The sequence below is a fragment of the Hyphomonas sp. genome, assembly GCF_037969335.1.
Taxonomy (GTDB): Bacteria; Pseudomonadota; Alphaproteobacteria; order Caulobacterales; family Hyphomonadaceae; genus Hyphomonas.
On record NZ_JBBKXE010000115.1, the window covers coordinates 1 to 19,472 of the forward strand.

Annotated in this window: 11 protein-coding genes; 6 read left to right on the forward strand and 5 right to left on the reverse strand. The window is 61.6% G+C overall.

What is annotated here, in order from left to right:
* Positions 1-135 precede the first annotated feature (135 nt).
* Positions 136-570 (forward strand): GNAT family acetyltransferase, encoded by a 435-nt coding sequence (locus AADA04_RS08630; protein ID WP_340692853.1) that lies wholly within the window; start codon positions 136-138, stop codon positions 568-570.
* Between the two features lie 89 nt (positions 571-659).
* On the opposite strand, the gene AADA04_RS08635 is transcribed toward AADA04_RS08630, so the two are convergent.
* Positions 660-1,475, reverse strand: coding sequence for a DUF2285 domain-containing protein (locus AADA04_RS08635; protein WP_340692854.1), 816 nt, complete (start codon positions 1,473-1,475; stop codon positions 660-662).
* A 965-nt stretch (positions 1,476-2,440) separates the two neighbouring features.
* Here AADA04_RS08635 and AADA04_RS08640 point away from each other — a divergent pair.
* The 4 genes from AADA04_RS08640 to AADA04_RS08655 all read left to right on the forward strand — a co-directional run bounded on the left by AADA04_RS08640 (position 2,441) and on the right by AADA04_RS08655 (position 8,540).
* Positions 2,441-2,809: a hypothetical protein gene (locus AADA04_RS08640; RefSeq protein ID WP_340692855.1), complete on the forward strand. Its 369-nt coding sequence runs from the start codon at positions 2,441-2,443 to the stop codon at positions 2,807-2,809.
* A gap of 69 nt (positions 2,810-2,878) precedes the next feature.
* On the forward strand, positions 2,879-4,171 hold the full coding sequence (locus AADA04_RS08645; protein ID WP_340692856.1) for a TolC family protein: 1,293 nt from the start codon (positions 2,879-2,881) through the stop codon (positions 4,169-4,171).
* The gene (locus AADA04_RS08650; RefSeq protein WP_340692857.1) at positions 4,168-5,406 is read left to right on the forward strand and encodes an efflux RND transporter periplasmic adaptor subunit; all 1,239 of its coding nucleotides are present in this window, start codon (positions 4,168-4,170) and stop codon (positions 5,404-5,406) included. Before AADA04_RS08645 ends, AADA04_RS08650 begins: the two co-directional genes overlap by 4 nt.
* An 11-nt stretch (positions 5,407-5,417) precedes the next feature.
* The gene (locus tag AADA04_RS08655; RefSeq protein WP_340692858.1) at positions 5,418-8,540 is read left to right on the forward strand and encodes a CusA/CzcA family heavy metal efflux RND transporter; all 3,123 of its coding nucleotides are present in this window, start codon (positions 5,418-5,420) and stop codon (positions 8,538-8,540) included.
* Positions 8,541-8,740: 200 nt separating this feature from the next.
* On the opposite strand, the gene AADA04_RS08660 is transcribed toward AADA04_RS08655, so the two are convergent.
* Positions 8,741-9,676: a 3'-5' exonuclease gene (locus tag AADA04_RS08660; RefSeq protein ID WP_340692859.1), complete on the reverse strand. Its 936-nt coding sequence runs from the start codon at positions 9,674-9,676 to the stop codon at positions 8,741-8,743.
* 118 nt (positions 9,677-9,794) lie between these two features.
* The gene (locus AADA04_RS08665; RefSeq protein WP_340692860.1) at positions 9,795-10,673 is read right to left on the reverse strand and encodes a LysR family transcriptional regulator; all 879 of its coding nucleotides are present in this window, start codon (positions 10,671-10,673) and stop codon (positions 9,795-9,797) included.
* Positions 10,674-10,819: 146 nt separating this feature from the next.
* Between AADA04_RS08665 and AADA04_RS08670 the strand changes: the two genes are divergently transcribed.
* Positions 10,820-11,530: a class I SAM-dependent methyltransferase gene (locus AADA04_RS08670; protein ID WP_340692861.1), complete on the forward strand. Its 711-nt coding sequence runs from the start codon at positions 10,820-10,822 to the stop codon at positions 11,528-11,530.
* A 39-nt stretch (positions 11,531-11,569) separates the two neighbouring features.
* Here the strand turns inward: AADA04_RS08670 and AADA04_RS08675 are convergent, their stop codons facing one another.
* Positions 11,570-14,971: a hypothetical protein gene (locus AADA04_RS08675; RefSeq protein ID WP_340692862.1), complete on the reverse strand. Its 3,402-nt coding sequence runs from the start codon at positions 14,969-14,971 to the stop codon at positions 11,570-11,572.
* Between the two features lie 399 nt (positions 14,972-15,370).
* A complete protein-coding gene (locus tag AADA04_RS08680) occupies positions 15,371-19,414 on the reverse strand; it encodes a hypothetical protein (protein ID WP_340692863.1) in 4,044 nt (1,347 codons plus the stop codon).
* Between the last annotated feature and the right edge of the window lie 58 nt (positions 19,415-19,472).

Below are 19,472 nucleotides of genomic sequence, written 5' to 3' on the forward strand. Positions count from 1 at the left end.
CTTGCGCGCGGGCCGCGCCCGGGCAGACGCGCCGTCCGCCCACACCCGGCTGCCCCGGGAGAATGTCCCGGACGCCGGAGACGGAATGCATGCAGGATGGCGACACACACGCGAATCCCTTCAGAAGCACGTGCCATGGCCATGCATATTCGCACGTTCAGGGAAGCAGACCGCACGGCGTTGCTGGCATTGTGGGAGGCGTGCGCGCTGACACGGCCCTGGAATGATCCGGGCCGGGATGTGGATCTCTGCCTGGAATCCCGGGAATCGACGCTCCTGGTGGGCACGAAGGATGACCGTCTCGTGGCCAGCGTCATGGCCGGCTCCGATGGCCACCGGGGCTGGATCTACTATCTGGCCGTTGACCCGAACGCGCAGGACCGGGGCCACGGCCGTGAAATGATGGCAGAGGCCGAACTCTGGCTGGCAGGGCGCGGCGTGCCAAAGGTCCAGCTCATGGTGAGAGGCGGGAACACGGCCGCGTCGGACTTCTATGCGGCTCTTGGCTATGAGGCCCAGGATGTGACGGTGATAGGCAAATGGATCCGGTCAGACCCCGAGGCGAGTTGAATCCCTGTATTCGCCGTGCGCCGTAAACCGGAGATGCCCCGGCCGGATGATGGGATCGATTCATGTTCCGTCATTTTGGTGATTGCGTTCTAGGCGCAGGCGCCGAGCAGGTCGCGGTATCCGCCATCGCGCAGGCGCTGCCCCTTTGCAAGCAGGCGGGCCATGGCTGACTTCATGGCATGGGACGCGCCCGTCCAGTCAGAGCCCACGCGGTGTTCGCCATGAAAGATCGTGGCCATGTCGCGATAGCTCATGCCGGCGTCATGCGCGTCAAGCGCGATCAGCGCATTGCGATAACGCAGGGCCCTGCCAGACCAGGCAGGTACCCGGCGCGGCGACTGGAATACAAAATGGGCCCGTTCGAGCGTCTGAATGAACCGGCCAGGCGATTCCAGGCCGTTCACGGAAAACTCCATCTTTACCGGCTGGGTTCCCAGGAGGGATGTCCCGCTGCACCGGACCTGTAGTGCGCGCGAGGCCCCCTTCACGCAGAGATGCTCGCGGCCATGAGCGTCGGTCAGGTGGGTCGTCCTGCACAGGCGCATACCCTTCTCGAAAATCCCGTCTGTCTCACCCGGAAGGCGGTCGCGAACGTGCACGCCAAGCATGCGCGGATAGGCCTGGCAGGACCAGAACAGGTCCGTCGAAAAGGCAGGCCGGTCCGGATTCGGGAACTTGAGGAGTCCCCAGGCCTCTGCGGCCAGGTCCGGTTCAGGCAGCCGGATCACACGGATGCCATGGCATGCGGTCCGGGCCTGCGCCCGGCTCACCCCGGCAAAGGCGTCATCCCTGAGGCCCGGATTGCGCCTTGCAAACTCCCAGGCCCAGTTTGCCCGGGACAGGCCTGCCGTATAATCATACCGGACCAGCAGGTCGCTCAACGCCTCTATTGCGCGAACACGCATATATCTGCCTCCCAGCCAGAACCAATGCACCATCCATGCCGCCTACAATCCAACAGAGTAATGAATATCAACCTAAGGGGGTATCAGAATTCTTCGGCACCGCCCTTCATGCGGGCCTGCATCCTGTCTCGCGCCCATGACCCCTCTGGCCGGAAGGCCAGTGGGAAGCATGCGGCGCGGCCCCAGCCGGCGAGCCCCCGCAGCGCGCGTGATCCCGGCAGGGGGCACGCGTGACCGGAGACGAGCCGGGCCGGTCGCATCACCTGGACACGCATCAGCGCTCTAGCCTCCCGGACAGCCCCGCGATAGCGGGCTGGGGCAGGGTGATGCGCACGCTTCCCAGAGAGGGTACGTCCTGCCTCACGATCTATCCTGGCTTCGACTAATCCATAAATGGCTGAGGATCCGGGGCCAAAGCTGTACGCGGGCCACCCCTCCGGCACCGACTATCCGGCCCGCGCCAGGGTGAATCGTCGTATTGGCCGTTGCGAGCGGCAAGCCGCCTGAGCACCCGCACACGCAATCAAAACAGTTTGAACGTCCCAACGCCATCCCCCGGTCCTGAGCGAGCGACCCACGTACCGTCCGTAGCCACTCACATCCCAGATCGCATTCAGTCGTGGCGCTATTCGGTCTCACCTCGCATCAAATGACCATTCCGGTTCCGGGATCACTCCATCAGCGAAACTCCCGAACTCACGCAATACAACAAGATCCTGTTGCCTCATCAGACTTTATGATTGCGCAGACACTGGTTCAGATATGGAATCCAATTCTTCTATGGCGCATAACCAGACATAAGGAAGTGACGGTCAAACGATGCCTCTTGGCCCCTTCGGTTCGGCGCCGACCTCCGGAATAACCGTTTGATCCCAATCGCAGAATTCAACGGCAAGTAAGGCGCGCAATTGATTGTCGCGTATCGCAAGTGAATTGCGCTAGTGAGTATTGGACCGGGGTCTGCTATGGGCTCAGACATGACGACTGGACCGCTAGCCTATATGAGCAGGATTTCGCTCGCCATCGTGCTGATGGTGATGATGGGATTCGGCTCGGCTGCCGCAGACATCCATCCGGTCGATGCCGTCGATATTGAGTGCGCGTCAGCTGATCTGGCAGCTCAGATCATCGGTTTGGAAACCCCTGATGACAAAGACAAGCCTGACCATGAGCATCACGCGCATAGTTGCGGCAGTTGTCATTTCCATATTGTCGGAACAGAAATGTATCCCTCAGTTCTCGCCCTTCAGCTGAACGGAATTTTGCGCCTGCGCGGTGAAGACTCCGCATTGCTCGCCGAGCCCATGGGCCTCTATCGACCACCGCGTGCCTAATCTGACCCGATAGCGGCGCTTCCTGCGCTGCCCGTCTGTCGTTCAGATTACCACGAGGATTTATTCTCCATGTCAAAATTCAGACAGGGTGCATTGTGCATCCTGATCGCAGCCGCCTTTGCGGGTGGTGCGATTGCCGCGCCGTGCAACGGACCCCGAGCCGATGCGCAGGTGCTTACGCCGGGCACACCGCTCACAGTCGATATCGTTCTTGAACAGGTGCGCAATGCCTCTCCCGACGTGCGCCGGGCCGCACTGGAAACGCGGGCACGAAAGGCAGATGCCCTCCAGGCGGGGCGCGCGCTCAACCCCTCCATCGGTCTCGAAGTCGAGAACTTCTCCGGATCCGGCTCGCTTTCGGCATTCGACCAGAGTGAAACAACGCTCTCGATCGAGCAGACCTTCCAGCTCGGCGGAAAGCGTACGAAGCGTCAGCAGGCTGCGCAGGCCAATGCGACGCTGGGTGCCGCTGAATGCGCTGTGATCCTGCGCGAAACGGAACTGGAAGCAGCGTTGCTGCTGTACGACCTGCTGGCGGCCTCGCAGGTTGCTGACCTGGCCGACCAGGCTGCCGATCTTGCAGACACGCTCCTTGAGACGGTGTCGAAGCGTGTGGAGGCGGGGGCCGCTGCGCCACCCGAACAATCCCGTGCGCACGCCGATGCTGCCGGCTTGCGCGCTGCCGTCTATCAGGCGCACGCAGATGTCGAGCAGAAGCGCTATGATCTGGCCGCCCTCTGGGGCAGTTCGGACCCGCAATTCGCCTTGCCCGATATCAACAGGACCGACTTGTCCGGAACACAATCGGATAGAGGCCAACAAGAGACTCACCCACAAATCGCCGCAGCCGTGGCCAGGGAGTCCGCCAGTCGGGCTGAGCGTGATGTCGCCAGAGCATCCGCAATGCCGGACATGACCCTCTCTGCAGGGATCAGGCAGTTTGAAGAGACAGGAGATAGCGCGTTCCTCTTCGGCGTCCGTGTGCCGATCCCGCTTTTCGACCAGAACCGGGACGGCGCGCGGGCCGCAGGCTATCGCGCCGATGCGGAGAGACTGAACCGGCTCGCCGTGGAAGCCAACCTGCTGGCGAGCCAACGGGCAGCCGTAGCGCAGGTGCGGGCGGCCCGCGACCGCCTCACCCTTCTGGAAAACGAAGCCTTGCCGGCTGCACGCTCGGCCTATGACGCCTCGGTCCAGGGGTACGCCGCTGGAAAGTTCGACCTCACCACCACCCTCGATGCCCGCAAGGGGCTCATCGAAGCCTCGATGGCCGTGATCGCGGCCAACCGGAATCTCAACGCCGAAAGCATACGCCTGCGAAGCATTATCGGCGCCCCCCCTTTTGATGGAGATTTCCAATGAGACAGACATTGACGCTAAAGGCGACAATCGCAGCATTGACGCTCGTTCTGGCCGCATGCGGCGCAGATGAAACCAGCGCCACTGATACATCGCACACGGAACAGAATGCGCATGGTGCGCCAGATGACGACCATGATCAGGAACCGGCTGAGGAAGGACATGATGACATTGTCAGGCTGACGGCGCAGGCAGCTGACGAAGCCGGTATTGCTGTGGAAAACGCCACAACGGGCGCCATGGGACAAACATTGAGCCTGCCGGCCGAAATCCGTTTCGACGGTGACCGGGTGGCAAAAGTATCTCCAAAAGTCAGCGGCATAATTGCCCGGCTTTATGCCAACGAAGGAGATGTGGTCGAGCGGGGTGACACGCTGGCGCTTATCACAAGCCGCGAGCTTGCAAGCCTGAAGGCAACCTGGCTGAATGCCGAGACCAGCAGGTCACTGTCGGCCAAGGCGCTGGCCCGCGAAGAGCAGCTCTGGGCGGACAAGATTACGTCGGAGGCTGACGTTCAAACAGCGCGTGCAGTATATGAATCAGCAAAAGCCGCAAGCGACGCCGCCGAGAATGAATTGCATGCGGCAGGCGTCAGCCATGCTGCCCTGGCCAGTATTGCCAATGCGGATGACGGCGACAATTCGAATGCTTACCTGACTGCGCCGATTGCCGGGACAGTCGTCCGGCGCACGGTAACCCTCGGGGAAACAGTGTCAGCTGGCGACGCCGGCGCGGATACCCTGTTCACCATCCTTGATGACAGTGTCGTGTGGGCGGATATCGCGATCTACAAGCAGGACATATCCCGCATCCGCATTGGCGCACCGGTATCCCTGAAGGGCAATGACGGAAAAGCGATCACGCAGGCGGTCGTCGCGTTCGTCCTTCCCGTCATCGACGAGAGTTCCCGGACAGCCACTGCGCGCGTCATCGTCGACAATCCTGACGGACACTTGCGTCCGGGCCAGTTCATAACCGCAGAGATCGGTGTTGGAAGTCAAAGCGACGTCCTGCGCGTTCCGCAAGATGCCGTGCAAACCGTTGAAGAGCGGGCCTCGATCTTCGTGCCTGTCGAAGGTGGCTTTGCTCCGCGACCTGTGACGACCGGCGCAAGTTCCGGGGGCTTCGTGGAGATCAGGTCAGGCCTTTCCGAGGACGAGCCTTTCGTTTCCAGCGGCGCCTTCACCCTGAAGGCCCAGCTTGAGAAAGACGCCTTTGGCGACGGACACGCACACTAGGATTCAGCACCATGATCAATTTTATGCACCGCATTTCAGGTGGACGTCTTCTGGCGGCCATCGCAGCCCTCGCCATGACGCTTGGCGGCCTGTTTGCCTTCCGGGCGCTTCCCGTTGATGCCTTCCCGGATGTCACGCCTTCGCTGGTTCAGGTTTTCACCGAAACCGAGGGGCTGGCCCCGGAAGAGGTCGAGCGATACGTTACCTATCCAATCGAAACGGCCATGTCGGGCTTGCCCAGACTCAAGAGCATGCGCTCGGTTTCCAATTTCGGCTTGTCCGTCGTCAACATCTATTTCGAAGATGGAACGGACGTCTATTTCGCCCGGCAAGTGGTCGGCGAACGCCTTGCCGAGGCGCGCGGAAACATACCGGATGGCTTCGGCGACCCCAAGATGGGGCCGATCTCGACCGGGCTTGGCATCATCCTCTATTTCAGGCTGGACGATCAAACCGGCACGCGAGACCTCGTTGAGATGCGTGAGATCCAGGACTGGATCATCAAGGACCAGCTGCAGACGTTGCCCGGCGTGACAGAAGTTCTGTCACTTGGCGGGTTCGAAAAGCAATACCAGGTCCAGCTCGATCCGGATGCCTTGCTGGCCTACGACATTCAGATTGATGACGTGATGACCGCGCTGGAGCGCGGCAACCGGACCGAAGGCGCCCAGTTCATCGAGATCGGATCAGAGCAGTTCACGGTGCGCGGGGTTGGCCTGGCGCATAGTGTTGATGATCTGTCCGAAATCGTCGTGAAAGTGGATGATGGCCGCCCTGTCAGGGTGGGTGATCTTGGAGACCTGATTGTCGGCGGCGGCGTACGACAGGGGCTCGCAACAGCCAATGGCGAAGGCGAAGTCGTCGCCGGACTTGTTCTCAAACTGTACGGCACCAACACCTCGGATGTGATTGCCCGGGTGCAACAGCGCTTTGAAGAGATCAATGCCAGCCTGCCGGAAGGGGTCGAAGCTGTGCCCTATTATGATCAGGGCACGCTGGTGAACAAGGCAGCCGCCACGGTGACAACGGCCCTGTGGCAAGGCGCCCTGCTGGTTGCCCTCGTGGTCTTCATCTTCCTCGGCGGGTGGCGGCCAAGCCTGGTTGTCGTCCTGTCCATTCCGTTTTCCGTCGGCTTCGCCTTCATCGCCATGCACGTGCTGGGCATAAGCGCCAATCTCATGTCGCTGGGCGGCGTCGCGATCGCCATCGGCATGATGGTGGATGGGGCCATCGTGATCGCGGAAAACGTGGATCGGGGATTGCGCGAAGCGAAGCCATCCGAAGACAAGCGCGCCATCGTGGCACGCTCGACAGCAGAGGTCATCGCGCCCCTGATTGCGGCCGTTGCCGTGGTTATCGTTGTGTTCCTGCCGCTCTTCTCGCTGCAAGGCGTCGAGGGGAAGACGTTTCGGCCGCTTGCCGCTTCAGCTGCGCTGGCGATGACAGGATCGCTTTTCTATGCGGCGCTGATCGCACCCTCCATGGCGAATGGCCTGATGCGGCGATCATCCAGGGTGGGCAAAGCCGGCAATGGATACTTGGCCGATAGCGTGAGCCGGGTTTCAGGCTTCTTTGTTCGGCAGCGGTTCGCGGCGGTCGGACTGGCGGTCGCGCTCCTGCTGGCGGGCGGTCTTGCCGGATCGCGCCTCGGGTCTGAATTTACGCCCTCGCTGGAGGAAGGTGACATCCTATTGCGCGTCACCATGGCGCCTTCCATCTCTCTGACAGAAGCGGCGCAGACAACCACCCGGATCGAGAAGCGGCTTCTCGCCCAATTCCCGGAGATAAAGTCCATCGTCACCCGCATTGGCCGGGGGGAGGTCGGCGCGCATGCCGATCCGACAAACAGCGCCGAGGCGTTCGTCGAACTGCAGCCGCAGATGCAATGGCGCAAGGGGATGACGCCCGAGGCCTTGCGTACGGCCATATCCGAGGATCTTGAATCCTATCCCGGCATTGTCGTGAGTATCGGCCAGCCCATCGCCATGGCCGTTGACGAACTGATCACCGGCACGCGCGCCGAACTGGCGGTGAAGATATTCGGGCCCGACTCCGGGATCCTGCTGGATAAGTCCCGGGACCTGCAGGCTATGCTCGAGGGCGTGGATGGCGCTTCGGAAGTGCAAGCCGACCAGATCACGGGAGCGCCGCAACTGGTCGTCACGGTCGATCGCGTCGCCCTTGGGCGCTATGGGCTGGATGTCGAAGATGCGCTGGATGCGTTGCGCGCGTCCGTCGGCGGCGCGCAAGCCGGGTCTCTGTTCGAGGGTGTCCGGCAGTTTCCCATCATCGTGCGCTTGCGTGAGGACAGCCGGGATACGCCCGAGGCTATCGGCCGGGTTGTCCTTGTCTCGCCGACAGGTGCACGTGTGCCGCTCGCAACAGTGGCGAAGATCGAAACGGTCATCGGCCCGCGCCAGATCACGCGGGAGGATGGCGAACGTTTCATCGCCGTGCAGGCAAATGTGCGTGGACGCGATATCGGATCTTTCGTGGCAGAGGCCCAAAGCGTAACCGATGCGCAACTGGCCTTGCCGCCCGGCTACCGGCTGGTCTGGGGCGGACAATTCGAGCTGCAGCAGCAGGCGAATGCCCGCTTCGCGGTCGTGATCCCGATCACACTGGGAATTGTGCTTCTCATCCTGCTGATGACATTCGGGCGGCTGAAATCGGCTATCCTGATCCTGCTGAACATCCCGTTGGCCCTGACCGGAGGCGCCCTTGCGCTCTGGCTCGCGGGCCTGCCGGTTTCTGTGCCGGCGACGGTTGGCTTCATCGCCCTGTTCGGCATTGCCCTTGGCAATGGAATGGTGCTGGTCAGCTTCATGGATGACTTTGCCCGCGCTGGCCGAGGCCTGGACGAATTGGCAATTGAGTCGGCTGGGCTGCGTGCCCGGCCCGTGTTGATGACAGCCCTGACGACGGCGCTTGGCCTTGCGCCGCTCCTCTTTGCCACAGGCGTCGGGGCAGAGGTGCAGCGTCCCCTCGCGACCGTCGTGACAGGCGGCCTGGTGACGTCCACCCTGCTTACGCTGTTGGTCATGCCTGCCTTGCATCGATGGTTCGCGCCAAAGGCCGACAGTCATCACTCATTGATCGAGGGATCGCATGGGACGGATAAAATATCTGTTTGATCGAGACCAGTATCCGCCGTGGGCATTGTGTCCCATGGCGGATCATTTCGGCATGGCGGCCAAATTGGTTTTCAGTCCGGTCTGGCCGATCATGGGAAAATCGACATCTCTCACATGCATCTCAGTCGTTTTCGTGTCCGAAGCAGATGTGAGCCATCAGTGCAAAAGCGGACATTCGGTTCATGCCTGATACTTCCGCATCAACCCACCCGACGGGAATAGCGGTTTGAAGCGTCGATCCTGTAAGCTGGCGGCCTGGTCGGGCGCCTGTAGACGTCTGTCTCGAGGAAAGACATTTCTGCTTCGAGGGCATCCTCATCTATATCAATCCACCAGCATTTGGGATGCGGCAGGGTGTCGGCCGGCGCCCAGCGGTAGCCGCGCGCCTTGAGGGCATCCTTGGAAGCATAGTCCGCGTCGACCGCAAAGACCCGCCAGCCGGACTTGCGCGCTGAGGTGAGCAGGCAGGACAGCGCCAGCTGGCCCGTGGCGGCAAGCGGCATGGTCAGGAGCTTTATGCCGGCATGGCAATCGAGATTGGCGCGATGGCCTGAAAAGAAGAAGCCGTACTCCATGGCGAGATAGGACAGCTTCGCGCTTTCATGCCCTTCAGAACGCCAGTCAATGTCATTGAGTGAACAGGCCCAGGGCGTGGCGGCAAAGTCTTCCATGAAGGCCTCGCATTTGGGTCGGTCGAACGCAGCATTGTGCGCGATGATGAGATCGGTCCCGGACAGGATCGCTCGCACCTTGTCCTTGTCGATTGCATGGCCTTTGACCATGTCCGGCGTGATGCCCGTGAGCCGGGTGATCTCTTCGCTGATCGGACGGGTGGGCGCATTGAATTGGTCGAACACTGCGCCGATACCGCAGATCTCCCCATCGAGGGCATACTGGAAGGGAACAATGGCCAGTTCGATGATCTCGTCATCCTCGTCGAGGCCCGTGGTTTCAACATCGAGAAAGGCCGCCTGCTTGCAGTTCGGGCGATTGCAGACGAAGGGCTCCGGCGGCGTCAGACGCCGCAATATCCTGTAATCGCCGGTCGCCTCCATCTGCGCGGCGGCGTCTTCAGCGGGCAGGTTAGCCCCGCCAGAGAGCGTGTGTTGCGGTGTGAAGCGATAGGGCGCGGCCATGATCCATTCCAACTGATCGACAAGACACCCAGCCTATCGGGATTCGCAAGGCCGATTGGCGTATACAGCAGGCGAATGCAATCGGCCTGTAAGAGCCATCGGTTCTTCGGCAAGTCTCTCAGGCCTTCCCGAGTTCCTCGGCGAGCAGGTCAAATACCCTGCGAACACGCCGGCTGGTATTGAGCTCCCGGTGACAGACGAGCCATTGCGGGATGATGATCACAGGTTCTTGTCCAGGAAAGGCGCGCCGCACAAGCGGTTCGCCATCACCAATGTCTTCGGGAAAGATCACGATCCCCAGGCCCTGCCTGGCCAGCCCCCACTGCAAGAGCTGGAACTTGCAGATGATCGGAAAATTGTCCTGGGTGACGTTCATGCCAGCCTGGTTGAGCGCAGCCACGACCATGTCGGTTCGGTCAAAGCCGATGAAATCGACCGCGGTCAGGTCTGCATCCGGGGCCGGATTGCCGACCCGCTCCATATAGTCCGGCGTCGCATAGAGATGGATGGGAATATCCCGGATTTTCCGGGCGATCAGGTTCGGCTGTGTCGGCTGAAAGCTCCGAATGGCGATATCGGCCTCGCGGCGTCGCAGGTCACTGGCTTCCTGCGAGACAACCACCTCGATCTCGATGCCGGGTTCTTCCCGGCGGATGCGCGCAATGATCCCGGGCAACCGAAACGTAGCGTCCACTTCAGATGCGCTGATACAGACGCTGCCCTCCAGCGATTGCGACTGGCCTGAAGCGGCAAGCGAGAACCGGGTCGCTGCCTCGCCCATGCCGCGCACATGGTCGACGAGATCAAGGCCGCTTGGCGTCAGGGTCAGTCCGCGCCCGGCCCGTTCGAACAGAACCACGCCCAGTTCCTCTTCGAGCGCGGCCACCTGGCGGCCGAGTGTCGGCTGCGTCATGCCAAGCGCGCGCGATGCGGCCGACAATGAACCTTCCTCTGCCGTCACGAGAAAGGCACGTGCCCGGTTCCAGTCAAATGTCACTGATCGCCAATCCATACATAAACGCATATCAAAACAACGATATTTGGCAATTCCAATACGCGAAACGCATGGGTAATCATGGGGTATCATCCATCCGACAGGGCGCTGCCCTGGCCGCGCCACACACAGTCAGGATCCCCCCAGCCATGCCCATCAGAGCCGCAACGCCTCTTGCCGCTACCGACCGGCAGACCTCCGACAGTCCCCCTCTGCCCAGGCGGCCCGGCAGCTCAGCCAATGGCAGCGATGCGCGTTTCTGGGACAGGATGGCCGACGGCTATTTTGCCCGGCCGATCAAGGATATCGAGACCTACCATGCCAAGCTGGTCGCCACGCGCGGCTTCCTGCAATCGGACATGGACATCCTGGAGTTCGGCTGCGGATCCGGGGGCACCGCGATCGCCCATGCGCCTTTCGTCAACTCGGTCCATGCGCTCGACATTTCAAACCGGATGATCGAAATCGGGCGCAACCAGGCGGCCGGGCAGGGTGTCGGCAATATCGTGTTCGAGCAGGCCAACTTCGATGAATTCGACGCAGCGCCGGCTTCCTATGACGTCATCCTCGGCCTTTCCATCCTTCACCTGGTGGCTGACCGCGATGCAACGATTGCCAAAGTGCAGCGCCTGCTGAAACCGGGCGGTGTGTTTGTCTCGAGCACCGGATGTCTCAAGGACGGCATGAGCTTCTTCAAATGGATCGCACCGCTTGGCCGAAAGCTCGGCCTCATGCCCATGCTGCAAGTGTTCAGTGAACGCGACCTCGTCCAAAGCCTGGAAGGGCAGGGTCTCGACATCATCCAGCAGTGGAAGCCGGACAAGAGTATCTCCGTATTCATTATCGCGAAGAAACTGTAACCGTCCTGCGAGCTCGCCCGCTCGCGACGATTTTGCAGACTAGAGTTTCGGACAGTTCCCGCGATCGCCGGGATATTCGATCGTCTTGGGCTGCGTTGCACCGACTGATGCACGGATGGTGCGTATGTCGGCCGCGATCTGGGAGAATTCCTGCAAGTCGGTTCCATCTGAGCCGAAAGTGCCCAAGTCACTGAAGACGCAAACCTTGTTCCAGCGGCTCGCATCAATCGTTTCGAGCGCGCTCTCGCCGCGCGGGTCATTTTCGGCAGTTTCCATCATCAAGGACATGCAGGCCCCCACGCGGGCAAAGAACTGATCTTCCGCAAACCCGGTCGGTATTGTCTCTGCGACCTCGGCGGTCCTTGCAAACAACTGGCCCTCGATCTCACCCGGTCGGCGCAACCATTGCGCCGTCAGGGCGTCAGGATTGACGTCCATGGCGGTTTGCTGTGACAGCGCGACAAGCTGGTCGGTCGGAAAATCCGGACCCAGCCGTCCGTCGAGGCCTGTCCGGAACAGGCGCTGCAGGATCGCAAACTCGCGCATGGATGATACGATATCCGACACTTGGGTATTCCTGCGAACCTCCGCTTCGACGGCGGTCGAGAGGCCGCTCGACACGGTCTCGATCTCCCAGGGATCATCGTCGACATAATCATCGCGGGCTGAATTGGTTTCGTCGGCCCATTTCGATGCGCCGCCGGCGAAGAAGGCAGGCGATTCAAAGGCAACCTGGACCATGAACCGGAAGGGCCAGGCCGGTGAAGCGGATGGCGGCCGGAGGAAACCGAGGCCGTCGTCGAGATCGTATGCCTGTTCCCGCACGCCGCTCCAGATCTGGTAGTCCGGCGCAGGCGCGAGCCAGGCATAGCCGTCAGAACGCGAACTCTGGCTGTCGGTGATCGTCGAGATGCAGGTCTCAAACTGGCGGAGCGACTGCGCAGGAAGGCAGGCCTCCATCTGATTGACCAGGGAGGGGTCGAGGAAATCGGGCTTCCGCCTGATCCATAGCGACCCGTCCAGCGTGCCGAATACGGCTTCGGCTGCGATGCGTTCAGGCTCGGGAAGACGCTGCGCTGTGGCAATCGCCTCTTCTGCAAAAGCCCTGTCGTCGCCGCCAAGGTCGCTGCCGGGCAATTTCGCCTGCGCCCTGGCCCGCCAGGCGATCCGGTAGAGGCCGATCTCGCCGCGTATGCGCTGTTCGGCATCGGTTCGAATGGCGGACAGGGCGCTGCCTTCAGCAAAAGACAATTGATCGGCGAGCTGGTCGAGACGGATGGCGCGGCAGCCAAGGCCCGTATCTTCAAGCGCCGGATGTAGCAGGATGCGCAGGTCCGGCACTACATCAGTCGTAACCATGGTCACGGTGGTGGGCCGGCCATCGGCCGCATAGGCGAGGGCGAGCTGGACAATGGCAGGATGGAACCGTCCGATCGACTGCCGGTCGCTGCCTTGCCCAAGCACAAGCTCGATGCGTCCACCTGACCGGCGCCATGAGAAATGATCGAGCGCCAGTGCGGCAGCGGCGTTCTCAGGCTCCCGCCCAATCAACACCCCGCCAATGCGCGAAAATCCGCGCAGCCGGCCATAGGACCGGGCCCGCATGGCCGCTTTTGCCGTCGTGGCGGAACTCCGGACAGCTGTGGCAGGCGGTGTGCCGGAGATTGCATGTATCGCCCGGGCTTGCGGGGTGGCCAGTTCGGCGCCGACCTGTCCCGGGAAGTGGTCATCAAACACAGTCAGCGCCCGGGCTGGAAACGCTGCGCTATCTGGTCCACTTCCGAGGCGCCCCGCCATCTGCCTGACAGCCTGCGTCGCCTCGCCCGGATTATATCTCGGCGCCCGCGACAGGCTTGGCAAATTGCCTTCAAGGCGGCTCGCCTGTGGCAGCGACCGTTCAAATTCCGACAGCGCGTTGCCGACCGACCGGCTGGTGGCAGGCGACAGGGGTGTATGGTGCCAGTCAGCAAGACGCGACCAGTCAAGCGGGCCCTGTGCCTGGCTCTGGACCACAAATTTCTTCAGCACGACTTCGCGCGCCCGGGCGGCTTCAGTCGAGGGGATCTGGCCCGCCCATGTCTTGATCTGCCGGTCGAGTGCAGGGTCCAGCCCGTCAAGGACGGGAGTTGCATCTACGGCGTGCCCGACAATCTGGGACACCAGGGCGCGCCGCAACTGGCCGGCATTGGCCGGGGTGGCGAAAGAGGCCTTCAGCGCGCGGGTAGTGTCACGCAGCCGGGTGAAGGCGGCAGGATCAGATCGCGCGATCCGTCTCAGTTCTGCGCGGGTGGATCCAGTACCCGGAACCTCGGCCGAGGACAGGGAGCGATAGTCAGGCGCGTCGACGCCGCCAGTGACCGTGGCCGGGGCACCGCGCGCGGCGCTGGCCCGAATGCCCAATATCCTTTGCCGGGCCGAGGCGGTCTCCACCGAGCGCACCGCCGCATCGAGTCCGGTCCCGGTCGCGCGGACCGACCTGACCAGCACGCGGGGGAGGATTTCTGATTCAAACACTTCGGCGGTTTGCGAGATGTCACGTTCCGTCTCATCGTCCAGGGGCTCATCCGGCCCCTCAGACGCGCCGACAAGCTCGCTATAGGATCGGTCGATCTCGGCAAATTCGATCTCGAATTCCAAGTCCGCGCGGCGGGTTTCAATCCGGTCGAGCGAGGCCTGCAGGGCCGGTTCGGCGGCGGTGTAACTCGCTGCGAGCAGGCTCGGAAACAGGATCAGGAGGCCGGCTGAGGCCAGGACCCGTGTCCCTGTGCCGAGTCCCGACACGACACCCTGTGAGAAGAACATCGTGCTGACCAGGCCAAGACCGGAGCGCTTCGGCTTGATGCCCACGTCTTCGGGCGCAACCTGCACGTCAGCGCGCCGCTGGACGTCGAGAAAGACATTGGCCTGCGCCAGCTTGTCGAATGCGCCGCGTATCGCTGCGGCCCGCTGGCCGTCGCCTTGTGCCTGAGCGGTCTCGAAGGCTTCGGAAAGCTCGTCCATGCTGCGCTGGACCTGTTCCATTTCCGGCGTCGGCGCGCGTTCATCCCATTCGCCCTTGTCGAAGGCCGCCTGCAGCCGGGCAAATTCCGCATTCCAGATATCGCCGACAACCTGCTTTTCCCTCGACTTGCTGGCTAAGTAGGTAATCAGGCCAAGTCCGACGGTGATCAGGAGCGTCGCGCCAAGGCCCCAGGCCGTGCCAATCCCGGCAAGCTGGTCGCGCGCCGCACCGATCCGCTCGAGAAAGGCATTGGTCTCTGCCAGCCCAAGATTGTCCTGGGCATTGATCCATGCCGCAAGTGCAAGCGCGAGAGCTGAAGACAGTGATGCGAGGAGCAGGATCCGGGATGCGATCTGGGCCAGCGCCACCCATCCCGCGCCGCCGACACGGCCCGCGGCGAGCCGGTCGCGAGCATTGGCTGTAACTAGGGGTTCTATCACGAAGCGACAGACCGCCCACGCCCCCAAACACGCAATCAAGACTGCCTGAATATCCACACGCCATCCCCCGGTCATGCGCGAGCAGGTCACAGACCGTCCGTGTCCCCTCGCATTCCCGGATATCATGCAGTCCTGGCGCTTTTGTCCCCACCTCGGACCGAATGACTATCCCGGTTCCAATTTCACTCTAACAGCGAAGCGCCTGAATTCAAACCAGTGCGAGAAATCAACCACAATCTCACTACGTCACGGCTGATGAATCCCGGAAGCAGTCATTAACGGCGCGGCAAAAACTTCCTGGATGCAGACACTAGAGCGACGTCTCCACTGAGCCACTCCTACGAACTGGTGGCACAAATACTCGAGATTTCGGATAGTTCGCTACTTAGCCGACCGGGCTCATGACCCTTTTGAGAGCTTCTGAATGTGTTTCAGCAACGTTTCACCTGCGGGCACGCCCGCCGCCGAAATCGTGGCGGCAATCGTCCGCCAAGTCTCGGTCTGAAGCTTTGTGTGGATACAGTCCTTCGCCAAAGTCGCGACGCGCTCACCAATGCGAGCGGTACTCCAGAAGCCGTCTTCGGCGTCGACGTGCCACGCTGCCGTAACTCTTTCTAAGGGGGCGGCTGATATCTGCGTCGGCAGCAATTCGAGCACATCGAGATAGAAGGTTGCAATGGTGGGGCACGGACCGGCATCAACGGCCAGTTCGGTCAACGTGTCGGAAAAAGCAATGAGTTGCGCCTCGCTAAACTCATGCGCATAGGACAGCCGATCCCCAAAGCCCCGGATCTGCTTCATGAAAAGGGTTGAAAGTAAGTCGTTGAGATGGATTTCAACGCGGCCATTTCGCGACCATTTGTGGCGTTCCCATTCTTTACGCCTTCGCATTGACGTCGAAAGCCGCGCGCGGAGCTTGGCCAGATGATCCGTGTCGGTCGCCCTGGCCTTCAGGTGCTGGATATCGCTTTCGATCAAGAACGCGGCGGCGACGCTGAAAAACACGTCAGGCGAGAACTTATCGAGCAGCGCGAAGATCTGCTCTTCTTGCTGCGCTTCTGTCCATTGCGGGGCGAGGCGTGCGGCGCAATCAAACAGCGGCGATGTCCAGTGGTTTTCCACATCGGGCGCATCGGCGTCCTCGTCGGAGCCGCCATTCGCCTGCAAGAGCCAGTCTCGATTGGCGAAAAACAGCGCTTCGAGCGCGTCCGGACCACCCAATCGCTTCAGGACGGCGATCCAATTGCCGCCGGTTTGATAATCGAAGTAATAGTCCGGGTATTCAGATCGCGATGGTTTCGGCGGGGGCGGCGCAGCGCCGCCCGGTAGAATGAATCCGCGCCGCTTCGATCGCTGGCGTATGGGGGGCGGGACGATCCAGCCTGGTTCCTCGGCTTTACCTGCGAGCCAGGCCAGCTCGGCTTTGACATGCTCCTCGAACTTCTCTTGTAAGGCGTGGTAGCGCTGCTCAAATGCGCCGTCTGTTTCATCATAATGGGCGCGGCGGGGGAAGAAGCAGGCCTGCAGTCCGGTGCGAACACACGCCTTGAGCCGCTCTATCCCCAGCGCCTCGGCCGCCTGCGGGTGATGGCGCAGGGCTGAGACCGCGCTTGGCGCATTCTTCACGATGGCGGCGAGCAGGTCTTCGTCCGCCGGTTGGGCGGCGTCGTCGCGGCCAAGATAGAGCAGACCGGCGAACCCGAGTGCGGCGGGGTCATACATGACATCATAACGCAGATTGAGCCGCGGCTTGCTTGCGGGATTGAGGGCACGATCAAAAATGGTGCGTAGCTTTGGCGCTTTGGCGCGAAGCTGCTTGCCGGAATAGTGCCGACTGAGAAAGGCCGCCGCGCCTAGGCGCGACAACCATGGATCATTTGGATCATGGTCGAGGGCGTCCTCTGTGGACGGTTCGGCGTTTTCGGTTTCCGCGAGTACGGCTTCAGCATCTTTGATCGAGGCGCGGACATCATTGGTCTCATCATCCATGGTCATGCGGATCGCAAGGGAGCGACTAAACGCCTGATGCTCTGCCGCCGCCGCAGCAGAGTTCGCCGCCATCCAGTCGGCCTGGTCCGCGGGCCAGTCATAGACCCAGCCTTGGCGCGACGCGCCCTCCACCATCTGCGTCTCTTCGCGATAATTCTCCCGGTCAAGGGCGCGCCGGGCATAAGAGGCCATGAAGGCCGGGTCTTTCCAGTCGACCTCGGGCCGCTCCCAAGGCCCGAGCCGTTGAACAGCGGTGTCAAGACGCGCCTTTAAGGCTGTCAGCTCATCGGCCGGAATCTTTAGCGCGATTTGGATAAAGACGTCATGCAGCCCTGTATGACGCGAGGGGCGCGCGGCGAGGTCTTGTTCAATGGGCCGGTCGCATGCCGGGCCTTGTCGCAGCCGTCCAAGGCCGCCCCCTCTCAGGGTTTCGAGATAATCATACTGATGTCGTTCAAAATCTAGGCTGAGCAATTCCGGGGAGGCGAGGAGGTCGTACAAGAGCGCGCCACCGAGGGTTCCGTGACACAGCGCCAGGTCCGTTAATACCAATAATAAGGCACCGGAGATCGGCCCGTCGCCGGCAATCCGGGTCGCAACACTCTCGAGGTCGGCGCCGTTTTCAATTTCGCGATGGACCCAGTGTTCGAGGGCGGCGAGGGCCTTGCCGACCAATTGCGAGGGCCCGTGTCCGCGCGGCCAGCCGTAAGAATTGCTCGGCTCGATCCGGCGGGTTTCGCCAAACAGGCCAATCTCAAACGCGCCGCCGGTCTGGACCGCAGTTTCAGTCATTTTGGTCAGGGTGCGGATGAGTGAGAGACCTTGATCGGCATCGGCGTTTAAGATATCGGAGAAAGGTGTGATGCCGCACTTTCCCAGGGTGAACGGGTGTTCCAAACGCGAAAGTCCGAGCCCGGCCCTTCGCATGCGATCATCTCCGGACCGCTCATCATATTCTTGGCGTGTGGCCTCGATCAGTGTGGCAGAAAAGTCGGCGGGCGCAGCTTTCGGCAAGGCGAAGGGAAAATCCAAAAGCTCGGCGAGTTCATCGACCGCGCTATCGGAAGCGACGATGGCGTTCAGATACCGCGCTGCCGCGCTTGGGTTCGTTTCGGCAAAAGCAGCGAGCGACATGCGCGCCGTATCGACTGTGCTGTTTCCGGCTGGATAGCGAATCTTCGGCAGAGGCTGACCTATGGGCACGCAATCCAGTGAACGATCTTCGACATGAGCGACGAGCAAATCCGCGAACCGATCGAGCAAGACGGGCGTCAATTTCCCTTCTGTGGCGGCGAAAGAGGTGATCCATTTGCACATGAGATCAACGGCGCCGCGCAGCGCCTTCGTCGGAAGATCAGCGAAGTGTTTCGCCGCCCAAATGATCAGCGGCGCCCAGATGGAAGGATCCGGTACGGCCCAGGTTTGAGACGTCGTCGATCCGTCACCCACCGTTGAAGGTACAGGAATCTCGACTTCAATCGCGTGCGCGCCCATGACGAGCCGCATCAGCTGCTCGGCGCATTCGCCTTTATCGGCCAGTAAAAGAACCTCATGGCGTGCAATCAGCGTCGAGGCGCGTTCTGATCGCACCAGAGCCAGGAGCGCTAGGCCAATCCAGCGCTCTGGGGCGGCATTTGTCTGAAGCGCTTTGACGGCATCAGGCCAAAGTTTCACATCGTCTTGTTCGGCGAGCTGACGAAAAGCAAGTTCGACGCCGCGTTCTGCCCAGAAAGCAGGCGCGCCGGTTGCGGCGAGGGGGGGTATTCGGTCCGGGTCTTCGCTGAGATAGGCGGCGATCGCCCAATCTGAAAAGAGGTCGTGTTTGAATTTGACCCGGTCGGTGGCGAGTTCGATTAGGACGCCATCTTCGATCAACGAAGAGACCGCCGCTGCGTCGGCGGATTCAGGTTTGAGGTCCACCACGGAAGCGCCGTCCATTTGTGCGCGGACCACGGCGAGGAGTACTCTCCGGCGCGCGCGCGCTTCGCCCTTATCGTCTGTTGCCGCATGCCCGCCTGATTGCCACCACCCCGTTGCAAAGCTCGCTTCACTGATCAGCGCGCCAGGGTCGGATTTCGCAGCGACGAAGCGTTTCAGGATGAAGGGATTGCGTGCCAGATCCTTGGCCGGGTGATTTGGCGCAAGGATAGCGCTAAGCGCCGGCACCGACCGCGCAAGGGCAGCCGCTTCGTCATTGTCCAGGCCGTCAATGGTCAGCGTCTCGCAAGTCTCAATGGCGCGCATGACCTCATCGCTGAAGGGCTGCGCTTCGCGCCAGCCTAGACGGGCGGTGAAGACCATAGTCAGGCCCGGGATCTTCGCCGCGGTCAAGATTAGATCGGAAACGGTTTTGCGCTCACGCTGAGAGCGAAACCGATCCAGCCCGTCAATATAGATGACGGCGCCGCCATCGCTGGCAAGGTCGGTCAGGAAACGATCGGCGCTGATATCCAATCCCAGCTGATGTTGCAGCGCGCTCCAGCCGCCGCCGGGTACCCGGTCCGGCGCAACG